This window comes from Pseudomonas sp. BN606 (assembly GCF_029873115.1).
Taxonomy (GTDB): Bacteria; Pseudomonadota; Gammaproteobacteria; order Pseudomonadales; family Pseudomonadaceae; genus Metapseudomonas.
The window spans coordinates 1-11,919 of the sequence record NZ_SSOF01000030.1; the positions used below are offsets into that span (position 1 = coordinate 1).

8 protein-coding genes are annotated in these 11,919 nt (G+C 63.5%); 1 reads left to right on the forward strand and 7 read right to left on the reverse strand.

Features of this window, described 5'->3' with window-relative positions:
- The 7 genes from E8E75_RS02275 to peaA all read right to left on the reverse strand — a co-directional run.
- On the reverse strand, positions 1-2,129 hold a 2,129-nt coding region (locus E8E75_RS02275; RefSeq protein ID WP_280357896.1), incomplete at its 3' end, for a methyl-accepting chemotaxis protein.
- A gap of 79 nt (positions 2,130-2,208) precedes the next feature.
- Complete coding sequence (locus E8E75_RS02280; protein ID WP_120651400.1) at positions 2,209-3,237, reverse strand: AraC family transcriptional regulator; 1,029 nt, start codon at positions 3,235-3,237, stop codon at positions 2,209-2,211.
- A 177-nt stretch (positions 3,238-3,414) separates the two neighbouring features.
- Positions 3,415-5,115 carry an AMP-binding protein gene (locus E8E75_RS02285; RefSeq protein WP_153918660.1) on the reverse strand — a complete coding sequence of 567 codons (1,701 nt, stop codon included), beginning with the start codon at positions 5,113-5,115 and terminating at the stop codon, positions 3,415-3,417.
- A gap of 309 nt (positions 5,116-5,424) precedes the next feature.
- Complete coding sequence (gene peaD / locus E8E75_RS02290; protein WP_153918657.1) at positions 5,425-6,549, reverse strand: quinohemoprotein amine dehydrogenase subunit beta; 1,125 nt, start codon at positions 6,547-6,549, stop codon at positions 5,425-5,427.
- Positions 6,550-6,578: 29 nt separating this feature from the next.
- Complete coding sequence (gene qhpC / locus E8E75_RS02295; RefSeq protein WP_028627367.1) at positions 6,579-6,902, reverse strand: quinohemoprotein amine dehydrogenase subunit gamma; 324 nt, start codon at positions 6,900-6,902, stop codon at positions 6,579-6,581.
- A 1-nt stretch (position 6,903) separates the two neighbouring features.
- On the reverse strand, positions 6,904-8,334 hold the full coding sequence (gene peaB / locus E8E75_RS02300; RefSeq protein ID WP_153918655.1) for a quinohemoprotein amine dehydrogenase maturation protein: 1,431 nt from the start codon (positions 8,332-8,334) through the stop codon (positions 6,904-6,906).
- Positions 8,335-8,407: 73 nt separating this feature from the next.
- Positions 8,408-9,925 carry a quinohemoprotein amine dehydrogenase subunit alpha gene (gene peaA, locus E8E75_RS02305; RefSeq protein ID WP_256661027.1) on the reverse strand — a complete coding sequence of 506 codons (1,518 nt, stop codon included), beginning with the start codon at positions 9,923-9,925 and terminating at the stop codon, positions 8,408-8,410.
- A 457-nt stretch (positions 9,926-10,382) separates the two neighbouring features.
- Between peaA and E8E75_RS02310 the strand changes: the two genes are divergently transcribed.
- Positions 10,383-11,876 (forward strand): aldehyde dehydrogenase family protein, encoded by a 1,494-nt coding sequence (locus E8E75_RS02310; RefSeq protein WP_280357900.1) that lies wholly within the window; start codon positions 10,383-10,385, stop codon positions 11,874-11,876.
- The last annotated feature ends 43 nt before the right edge of the window (positions 11,877-11,919 follow it).

Below are 11,919 nucleotides of genomic sequence, written 5' to 3' on the forward strand. Positions count from 1 at the left end.
TGCGCCATCAGCCCCTGTTGGTGGTTGGCCAGGCGGTTCAGCGCCTGGCTGACCTGGGCGGACTCCTCGGCCTGGCCGGAGAGCGATTCGGTGACGTCGCGGATCGCCGCCACGTTGCGGTTGATCTCCTCGGCCACCGCGCTCTGTTCCTCGGCGGCGCTGGCGATCTGCAGGTTCATGTCGGTGATCACCGTCACCGCTTCGCCGATGCGTTGCAGCGCGGTCACCGCCTGTTCCACCTGCTCGACGCTGCCCTGGGCCTGGCGGTGGCTGCTGTGCATCGAACCGACCACCTCGCGCGTGCCGTGCTGCAGGCCCTCGATCACCTGGCGGATTTCCTCCACCGAGTCCTGGGTGCGCTTGGCCAGGTTGCGCACTTCATCGGCCACCACCGCGAAGCCGCGGCCGGCCTCGCCGGCACGCGCCGCCTCGATGGCCGCGTTGAGCGCCAGCAGGTTGGTCTGCTCGGCGATGGCGCGGATCACTTCCAGCACCGAGCCGATCTGCTCGCTGCTGTTGGCCAGCGCCTGCACCTCTTCCATGGCCGCACTCATTTCGCTGGCCAGTTGCTCGATGGCGCTGGTGGTCTTGCCGATCACGCCGAGGCCTTCCTGGGTGGCGTGGTCGGCCCCCCGCGCGGCTTCGGCGGCCTGGGCGGCGCTGCGGGCGACGTCCTGGGCGGTGGCGCTCATCTCGTTGGAGGCGGTGGCCACCTGGTCCACTTCGCGGTACTGCTGCTGCATGCCGGCGCTGGTCTGGCTGGCGATGGCGGCGGACTGGTCGGCGGTGCTGCGGGCGTCCTGCACCGAGCGTTTCACGTCGGCAATGATCGGCTGAAGCTTGTCGAGGAAGCGGTTGAACCAGCCGGCCAGTTCACCCAGTTCGTCCTGGCGGGCGTAGTCCAGGCGGCGGGTCAGGTCGCCTTCGCCACTGGCGATGTCCTTCAGCATACTGGCCACGCCGAGGATCGGCCGGGTCACGCCACGGGCGGTGAGCCATACCAGCAGCAGGCCGGTGACGGCAGCGGCAATGCCGAACAGCAGTTCCAGCCAGGTGCCCTGGGCATTGCGAGCGTCCAGGTCATTCTGTAGCTCCAGGGCCGGCGCCAGGAGAGTCGGCAGGGGCACGTCCAGCAGTACCGCCCAGGCTTTGGATTCCGGAATCGGCTGCAGCGGCGCGAGTACTTGCAGGTGGTCATTCGCCTGTTGTTCGTGGGCCTTTCCCTCGCGCTGGAGGCCAAGCAGCACGGAGGCTTCGTTCGGGTAGGCCTTGGCCAGGCCCTGGCCGAGCAGGCCGGCGTCTGCGCTATGGCCTGCGAGCAGACCGGCGGGACTGAGGATGCTGATGGCACCCTGGCCCTCATACAAACCCTGGCTACCGGCACTGGCCAGCTGCTGCAGATTGCTCAGACTGATATCCATGCCGACCACCGCGAGCATCTTGCCGTCCTCGATCACCGGGAAGGTGAGCGTGGTGATCAAGGTCTTCTGGCCCGAGGCGTCGTCGAAGTACGGGTCCAGCAGGCAGGGTTTCAGGGTCTGCTTCGGGCAGTTGAACCAGGTATTGAACGGGCTGCCATCGAGCATCGGCGTGGCATCGCTGATCATCACCTCGGTCGGTGCGAGGCTGTTCAGGCTGCCGCCGCGCTGGGCCCAGTAAGTGGAGAAACGGCCCACCTCGTTGCTGCCGAGTTCGGCGCGGTTGGCGTAGAGCGCATCGTTGCCGTCAAGGGCATTCGGCTCGAACACCAGGTAGAGGCTGAGCAGTTGGGGATTGGCCTGCAGCGCTTCCTTCACTTGCTGATGCAGGTCCTCGCGCAGGGCCTGGCTGTCCAATTGCAGTTTCTGCGCATGGCGCCGCTGCTGCAGTACCTGGCGGGAGAAATTGAGACCGTCCTGATAGGCCGACAGGAAGTATCGCTGGATGGTCAGCGCCTGCACCTTGCCCTCCCCCTCCATGCGCTCGCGGGCCGACGCTTCCAGCATCTGCGCGCTGTTCGCCTTGACCAGCGCGGTGCCCGCACCCATGCGATAGAGCGATATGCCTATCAGCACGGCAACGATGGCCAGCAGGCAGAGGCCGGCCAGCAGGGTGATCTTCCACTGGATGGAAAGTCGGTTGAGGGGCATGGGCAAGGGTCCTGTGTACTTCGGGTCGGCGATTGGGCGCGGACGTCGCGCGCCTTTGAAATAGAGGCAGATAACACCTTCAACTTGAGTCGGGATGGATCAATGAGCGGTACTGGCCCGGTGTCGAACCGGTCCATTTCTTGAAGGCTTTGTAGAAGGCGCTGGTATCGGCGAAACCCAGCTCGAAGGCCAGTTCAGTGAAGTTGCCTTCGCCGTTGTCCAGCCGCGCGATAGCGAGGTCGCGTCGTACCTGGTCCTTCAGCCCCTGGTAGGACTGACCCTCCAGCGAAAGTTTGCGGCGCAGCGTGGAAGGCGCCATGTAGAAGTGGCTGGACAACGCCTCCACATCCGGCCAGCGCTCGGGCTTGATGCTGCGCAGGTAGGCGCGGATGCGCGCCGCCAGGCTCTGCGGGTCGCGGTAGCGCACCAGGATGTTCGCCGGCAAGCCACCGAGGAAGCGTTTGAGGTCGCGGCTGCTGCGGCGTACCGGCAGCTCCAGGCAGTCAGCGTTGAACAGCAGGCGACTCTGCTGGCGGGAGAAGCGCAGGTTGGTGCTGAACATCACCCGGTAGTCCTCGATGTAGTCCGGCACCGCGCAGCGCAGGTCGACACCGAGAATGGGAATGCGCCGCCCCGCCAGCCAGCACATCAGGCCGTGGATCATCAGCCACAAGGTGAAGTAGCTGAACGCACGGCATTGCTGGCCTTCGGGTTCCTCCAGGGTGATCTCCGCCAGGCCCCCGCGACATTCAAGATGAGGCGAGAGGCCGTCGAAGATGAGCTCGAACAGGCGCAGCGACAACTCCAATGCCGCGCCCACCGTTGGCTCCTTCACCGCCGCGCGGGTCATGTAGGCGAAGCTGCCGGACTTCATCCGCCGCGGATTCATGCCGAAGAATTCGTCGTCCATGGTCTGCGCGATCAGCAGCCAGAGCGCTCCATAGAGTTGCGAAGACACGCGTCCATAGGGCTTGGCCAGCAGCTCGGCGGGGATGCCGGCCTGGTGCAGCAGCCCCGAATCGTCGAAGCCCCGCTGGCGCAATTCCAGCAGGGCTTCGTGAACCAGGCGGACTGAGATGGTGCCTTTCTCGGCAGACGTGCCTGTCATGGTCTCCCTTGGTGCTGATTTCCGGCGATGCAGCATTGTAGGGGCTTTACCTGTGGGGGCGAATTCATTCGCCAAGGGCAGCGCAGCTGCCCCATGGGGTTCCGAATGGCAGGACTGTGTCCCGCTTGGCGAAAGAACTCGCACCTACAAAAGAGCGAAGAGTTCTGCCCAACGGCCCTACCGAATCGCCGTCACCTTGCCGTCCTTCGTCGGGGTCAGTTCCTCGATGCTGATCTCGCGCATGCGGAACTTCTGGATCTTGCCGGTCACTGTCATCGGGAAGGCATCCACGAAGCGGAAGAAGCGCGGCACCTTGAAGTGGGCGATACGCTCCTTGGCCCAGGCACGCAGCTCGTCTTCGGTGGCGGTGTGGCCGGGGTGGAACTTGATCCAGGCAACGATCTCCTCTCCGTACTTGCTGCAGGGAATGCCGATCACCTGCACGTCGGCCACCGCCGGGTGGGTGAAGAAGAACTCCTCCAGCTCGCGGGGGTAAACGTTCTCGCCACCGCGAATGATCATGTCCTTGCTGCGGCCAACGATGCAGACGTAGCCATTCTCATCCATGGAGGCGAGGTCGCCGGTGTGCATCCAGCGACCCGGATCAATGGAATCGGTGGTTGCCTGCGGGTTGTTCCAGTAGCCCAGCATCACGCTGTAGCCACGGGTGCAGAGTTCGCCGATGGTGCCGCGCGGGACGATCCTGCCCTCGGCGTCGACGATCTTGCTCTCCAGGTGCGGTTGGGTGCGGCCAACGGTGGTCACGCGCAGTTCCAGCTCGTCATCCGGGCCGGTCTGCAAGGACACCGGGCTGGTCTCGGTCATGCCGTAGGCGATCTGCACTTCGCTCATGTGCATCTCGTTGATCACCCGGCGCATCACTTCGATCGGGCAGGTGGCGCCGGCCATGATGCCGGTACGCAAGCTGGAAAGGTCGAACTCGTCACGCTGCGGATGATCCAGTTCGGCGATGAACATGGTCGGCACGCCATAGAGCGCAGTGGCCTTCTCCTCTGCCACGGCACGCAGGGTGGTCAGCGGGTCGAAAGCGTCACCCGGGTAGATCATGGTGGAGCCGTGGGTCACGCAGCCCAGGTTGCCCATCACCATGCCGAAGCAGTGGTACAGCGGCACCGGGATCACCAGGCGATCCTGCTCGGTCAGGCCAAGGCTCTCGCCGACCATGTAGCCGTTATTGAGAATGTTGTAGTGACTGAGGGTGGCGCCTTTCGGGAATCCGGTGGTGCCGGAGGTGTACTGGATGTTGATCGGGTCATCGAACTGCAGGCTGGCCTGACGCTCGGCCAGGGTCTGGTCACTCACCTCGCCCGCCTTCTGCTGAAGTGCAGCCCAGGGCAGGAATGCAGACGGTGGGTTAGCGGCCAGGCTGACCACGCCGCGCAGTTCCGGAAGGCGCTCGCAATTCAGGCTGCCCGGCTCGGCAGCGGCCAGTTCCGGCACCAGGCCGAGGAACATGGCGTGGTAATCGGACGTCTTGAAGGCATCTGCGCAGATCACCCAGCGGCAGCCGGATTGCTTGAGCGCGTACTCCAGCTCGCTGCTGCGGTAGGCCGGGTTGATATTGACCAGGATGGCGCCGATCTTGGCGCTGGCGAACTGGGTGATGCACCACTCGGCGCAGTTGGGCGCCCAGATCCCTAAACGGTCGCCACTGTTCAGGCCCAGCGCGAGCAATGCGCGGGCGTGGCGATCCACTGCCTCGGCCAATTCCTTCCAGCAGTAGCGCAGGCCCTGATGCCTGACTACCAGCGCCTCGCGCTCGGGGAACTGGGCAACGGTGGCATCGAATGCCGCGCCTATGGTCATGGCGAGCAGGTCTTTGTCCTGCCTCCCCCGGGTGTAGCTCTGGTGATTCATGGCTTTCCCTTCTTGTCTTTGTGCTGGGATCGACTCAGATCAACTGGCCTCCAACTACGGCAGAGAGGCCGGGCACGTACTGGGCTTTATTTACCTTTACGTAAACGTAAAGGTAAATAAAGCCGGTTTTCCTGTCTAGTGACTCATTGGTCGGATATGGGTTCGGTCGTCGGGCACCGATGGTCAGGCCTTGACCATTCTGTGGGAGCGAATTAATTCGCGGAGCGGGTTGAAGTCCAGCCAGCCAATTTGCGCGGGGTAACTTCGCTGCCCTTTCGCGAATGAATTCGCTCCCACAAGGTCTGGCCCTTACCTCACGAATACCTGCGTCGTGGTGATCGCCATGTCGCCACCCGGCAGCTTGATGTTCTTGATCTTCTCCAGGCTATCCGGATCGAACACCGCGATGTCATTGAAGGTGCCCGCCAGGTAGAGCTTGGTGCCCTTGGTATTGAAGGCGACGCAGTAATAGGAGTGATCCAGGTTCGCAGCCTTGATCAGCTTCTGCTCCTTGATGTCGTACTTGGCCAGGCGGTTGAGCACGCCGAACATCTGGTTCGGGTCCTTCGGCGAACGCAGTCCGGTGAAGTACAGCTCGGTCAGCGGCGCGAAATCCTGGACGGTGGCCTTGCCGGTCTTCAGGTCGATGCTGACGAAGCCATAGATGAAGTCGGCGGAGGCCAGGTCCTGTTTCTCGTCCTTGAACTTGGCCGTGGTGTAGAGCATCGAGAACTCGTGGAGCGGTGTCTGGTGCGGCCAGAAGTACAGGACGTCCGGCGCGCTGTAGAGCGGGCGCTGCCAGTTGCGGCCGGGTACCGCCACCTCGTACTTGCCGGTCTTCACATCCATCTTGTAGATGTCCGGCCCGGCGACGAACAGCGAGCCATCATCTGCGGCGCGCATCAGGTAGACCTGGCGCGGCATCGGGAAGCTACGCACGGGCTTGGCATCCAGGCCGTCGCTGGTGCGGAAGACCTCCAGGCGCGGCTGCTTGACCACGTAGTGGTCGTTCATCATCTGGGTCGGGTTGACCGTGGTGTAGAGCTCCTTGCCATCGGGGCTGAGCGCGAAGGAGAACATCGAGCGCACCTTCTCGCCCGGATTGCGCGACAGCTTGGCGTGGAACACGGTCTTGCAGCCGTCCAGGTCGATGCCGTACAGGTCACCGAAGTGGTTGTTGAGGATGAACGCGGTCTTTTTGTCCGGCGCCATCATCGCGGTGCCGGGGCCAAAGGCGTCGGGCAGGCGGCAGGTCTTGTAGAGGCTATCGGTAGCGAGATCCACCACGTGCAGGTTGTTCGGGTAGTTGGTGGCGATCATGTATTCATGACCGGACTTCAGTGCCGGGCCTGCTTCATCCGCGGCCCAGGCACTGGTGCCCAGTGCGAGTCCGGCGACAGCGGTCGCCAGGCTGGCGATGGCTTTGAGTTTCATGTGGTTTCCCCTCTTGTTCTTGTCGCCGGTCATTTGTCTTTCGGGAATACGGTGCCGAGGTTGCGCCAGTCCTCTTGCGAGTTGGTCGCCTGGGCGTTCCAGTCCTGGTAGGTGCTCATCATGTCGGGCACCTGGGCCGGCCACCAGCAAGGGTCGGAGCAGCCGTAGAGGTCCGCTTCCATCGGCTGGCAGAGCGAGGCGACGCCGCCGAAGGCGTCCACTTCCCAACCCGGGTCAGTGGTGGCGGTACAACCGGCCACCGCACTCATGGCCATGACTTCTTCGATGCGATCTTCGGCTGCGGCTTTTTCGAGCATTTGCGCTTTGTTGTTGAGCGGCTTCAGATGTTTCATGTCAGTGCGCCTTCCGCGGGGAGATGTAGCTGCTGATGAAGGCCGGATTGACGGCCATGATGCGGCTGTAGACTTCGATGCCGAAGTCCACCCAGTCGCGCATCAGCTCGCAGTAGTGATAGGTCGGATGAGTGGGGTCGCCGTAACGGGCATAGCTCTCGTGGTAGCAGCCGCCGGAGCACAGGTTGCGGATGCGGCAGGTGTCGCAGCCGGTGCCGCTGCGGTCCAGGCGCTGGGAGAGGAAATCGTTCAGCTCGACCTGTTTCACGCCACTGTGCACGTTGCCGAAGGTCGGCAGGCTGGAACCGGTAAAGCGGTGGCAGAGGTTCAGCTCGCCCTTGTGGTCCACCGCCAGCATTTTCAGGCCAGCACCGCAAGGCAGCGCCTTCTTGTGGCCCTCGTGGATGTCGGTGATCAACTGGTGCAGGTTGGAGAAACCGATGTTGCGGTGCTCCAACGCCGCCTCCAGGTAGCGACGACCGAGGGCCTTCATGTTGGCGAAGACCTCCACCAGTTCTTCACTGGTCAGGTTGTAGTTCGCCATGTCGCCGGAGGTGACCGGAGCGAAACCGACTTCGGCGAAACCGAGTTCGTTGAACAGGTGGTTCCAGATGGTCTCGACGTCGGTAATGCCACGGGTCAGGGTCACCCGCGCGCCCACCGGGCGGCTGCGATAGCGCGACAACAGCAGATCCACCTTGCGCCGTACCACGTCATAGGTACCCTGCCCGCCCACGGTGATGCGATTGCGGTCGTGCACCGTCTTCGGCCCATCGATGCTCACCGACAACCCGAAGCGATGCTTGTTGAGGTAGTCAATGATCTCTTCGGTGAGCAGCGTGGCGTTGGTGGTCATGATGAACTCCACCTGCTTGCCAGCCTCGGCGAATCGACGCTCGCAGTAGTCCACCATGTGCTCGATCAGCGGCCGGTTGGACAGCGGCTCACCGCCGAAGAAGACCACGCTGTAGCGCTCCTCGTCGGGCGACTCCTTGAGCAGCATTTCCACCGAAGCCTCGGCGGTTTCCGCGCCCATCTTCTTGCCAGCGGAAGGCTTGTCGAGGTCTTCCTTGTAGCAGTAGGTGCAGCTCAGGTTGCAGCCGGTGTTGACGTTCAGCACCACGGTGTTGAGCGCGGTGCGCTCCACCTTGCTGATGCCGATTTCCGGCGTCAGCGGCGAGCCGTCGCTAACCACTTCCAGCGCGATCAGCTCGCGCAGGGTTTCATCGATGTCCTGCCCGGCGAAACGCCCGGCCAGGCGTTGCACCAGATCCTCGGACGAACAGCTCTGCTGGCGCAGCGCGTCGATGATGCCGCCGGTGATTTCGTCGGCGGCGAACAGCGAACTGCTCGGGATGTGGAACAGCATGCGGTCGGCATCCACCCGCACTTCGTGCAGGTTGCGTTCGACCAGATTCAAGATTGCGCCCATGGCGACCTCCCGGAAATTTGCCCAATCGTCGTTGCGAATCCGGGCGGGACGAACCCGCCCGAGCCACTGCCGGCTACGGCAGCGGCGGGTTGTTCCAGCGCTGTACGGTGACGATCAGGTGGCCTTCGCCCTTCTGGCCGCCTTCTTCCAGCTCGGCGATCACCTTCAGGTTGCCAGCGTTGTTGGTCATCATCTTGCGCTCCGGGTTCGGACCGGCGCCGCCAGGGATGAACACACCGTCCTTCTGCATTACGCCGGCGAACTTCACGTCCTCGTCTTCCTTGGCGCGCTCGTCGAAAGGCTCCACCGACCATTTCGCCGGCAGGTAGCCGATGCGGTAGGGCTTGCCGTCGGCGCCCTTGCCCCAGGCCTCGGCCTCGAAACGGCCCTGAACCTTGGGCGTGGAGCCGCCGTTCTCACCCACGCGGGCGATGGAGAACTCGGGCACCACTTTCACTTCGGCGATGTCCTTGTAGACGGCCAACTCGACGCCATTGAGCTTGCCCAGTGCCACACTGCGCACGCCCGGTGCCGCATCGGCTGCGGCCTTGACCTTGACGCGAAGCTGTTTCGGGGTGACTTCCAGCACCTTCACCACTTCGACACCGGCACCCAGGTCCGGAGTACCGGAAAGGCCACTGCCCACCAAGGTCAGTTCCGCTTCGCTGCCAGCCTTGATGAAGGCGGGCTGCACGGCCAGCAGCTTGGCACTGCCTTCCTTGGCGGCACTGAAGTCCAGGCCACGCTCATCATGCTCGGCCTCGAACATGCGACCTTTCATCTCGCCGTTCAGGGCAGCGAATACCTGGCGCAGGTTGGTCTCGCCAACCTTCACGTTGCCGCGCCACTCGTAGCCGTTGTAGAGAATGGCCGAGCCACTGCCGTTGAACGGCGTGCCGTCGGCGTACTGGCCTTTCACCTCGACCTTGAAGGTGTCGCCTTCATCGGCGGTCACGGTCATCACGCCGCGCACATCACCCTTGGTCAGCATATGGCCGCTGAAGCTCCACTGCCCCGGCAGGGCATCAGCCTTGGGCTTGGCCTTTTGCCAGTCGGCCCAGGCCTTGTCTTCAAGCGGGAATCGCTTGGCCAGTTCCGGCACCATTTCCTTGAGGGCGAGGTCCAGCCAGTCACGATCGCGGGACTGGGCCTGGTACTCGAGGGACGGCCATTGGCCGAGGTGGAAGTTGACCAGGTGTTCCCACTCCTTGGCCGGGCGGCGCTGCAAGGCGACGCGGGCACCCGAGTGGCAGCGACCGCAGGTCTGACTCAGCTGGTCGTCGAACTTTTCAACCGTGTTCAGCCGACGCTCCATGGCGTAGCGCACACCCTCGGTCTCGCTCGGCGCCAGGCCTTGCTTGTCGGCCAGGTACTTGACCAGGGTGCGACGGTCATCGTCGCTGATCTTGAGGCCGTGCATCACCTGCATGCGCGCGATGCTCATCAGCCAGCCCTCTGGGGTCTTGCGCTGGTGGCTGATGCGACTGTAGGAATCGTTGCCTTCGGGGATATGGCAACCCATGCACTTGGACTTGAGGAGGGCAGGACCCTCCTCCGCTGCATGGGCCTGGGCGAACATCAGGGACGCCATGGCCAGTGCCAGGGTGCCCGCGTGCTGCCGGAGTCGAGTCGTCTTCAAGGTCAGACCTCCACGGTGTTGTTCTTATGATTTGCACCCCACGGCGGAGCGGGTGCAGTTGTCACGGCAAATACATAATGTGTGCCATGCCAATGAAAGTCCTTTTATAACAACGATTTAGCCTTAAAAATAAGGCTTGGCGGGAATGCTGACGGTGGACCCCGGCGTCTAATTTCGCGACAGACTGTTCCACGCTGAGACTGCACCACGCAGCATCCAGTAAAGGTAGACACTGCGACTGTTCCAGGCCCGTCTCAGCGAGTCTCAAAGTGCAACAGCGAGGCTTTCGACGACGATCGAATAACACCATTAAATTCTTTTTAAATCATAGTCTTATGTTTTATTAACGGCCTTGGCATGGGGGTTGCGAAAGCCGGGTACAACTTCAATGAACAGAGGCTTTCCCCCCATGCTCGCTGACCTGCCCGTCCTTCCCCAGACCCAAGCCTTCCTCAATCGCAAGCTGAAGATGCTGATCGGTGCCCAATGGCAGGACGCCGCCAGCGGCAACACCATGAGTTTCCGCAATCCGGCCACCGGCGAAATCCTCGGTGAGGTGCCCTCCGCCACCGCCGAGGATGTGGACCGCGCCGTGCAGGCCGCGCGCCAGGCCTTCGATGATTCCGCCTGGAGCCGCATGCGTCCGCGCGAGCGGCAGAACCTGCTGTGGCGCCTGGCCGACCTGATGGAGCGCGATGCCCAGGAACTGGCCGAACTGGAATGCCTGAACAACGGCAAGAGCGCCGCCGTGGCCAAGGTCATGGACGTGCAGTTGGCCATCGACTTCCTCCGCTACATGGCCGGCTGGGCCACCAAGATCGAAGGCACCACGGTCGACCCGTCCCTGCCGCTGATGCCGGGCGACCAGTTCCACGGCTACATCCGCCGCGAAGCGGTGGGCGTGGTCGGCGCCATCGTCGCCTGGAACTTCCCCCTGCTGCTGGCCTGCTGGAAGCTCGGCCCGGCGCTCGCCACCGGCTGCACCGTGATCCTCAAGCCCGCCGATGAAACCCCGCTGACCGCCCTCAAGCTGGCCGAACTGGTGCTGGAAGCCGGCTACCCGGCCGGGGTGTTCAACGTCATCACCGGCACCGGCCTGAATGCCGGCGTCGCCCTCACCTGCCATCCGGGCGTGGACAAGCTGACCTTCACCGGCTCCACCGAGGTGGGCAAGCAGATCGGCAAGGCGGCCATGGACAACATGACCCGCGTGACCCTGGAACTCGGCGGCAAGTCGCCGACCATCGTCATGCCCGACGCCAACCTCGCCGAAGCCGCCGCCGGCGCCGCCAGCGCGATCTTCTTCAACCAGGGCCAGGTCTGCTGCGCCGGCTCGCGCCTGTATGTGCACCGCAAGCACTTCGACAACGTGATTGCCGACATCGCGGGCATCGCCAACGGCATGAAGCTCGGCAACGGCCTGGACCCCAGCGTGCAGATGGGCCCGCTGGTCTCCGCCAAGCAGCAAGACCGCGTCACCGGCTACATCAACCTCGGCCGCGAACTGGGCGCCACCATCGCCTGCGGCGGCGAAGGTTTCGGCCCCGGCTACTTCGTCAAGCCGACCGTGATCGTCGACGTCGACCAGCAGCACCGCCTGGTGCAGGAAGAAATCTTCGGCCCGGTGCTGGTGGCCATGCCCTTCGACGATATCGACGAGGTGGTGCGCATGGCCAACGACAACCCCTATGGCCTGGGCGCCAGCATCTGGTCCAACGACCTGTCGGCGGTGCACCGGATGATTCCGCGCATCAAGTCCGGCTCGGTCTGGGTCAACTGCCACAGCGCCCTCGACCCGGCCCTGCCCTTCGGCGGCTACAAGCTCTCCGGCGTCGGCCGCGAAATGGGCGCGGCAGCCATCGAGCACTACACCGAGCTGAAGTCGGTGCTGATCAAGCTCTGAGGGCTCCTGTGGGAGCGATTTCAATCGCGAATGAATTCGCTCC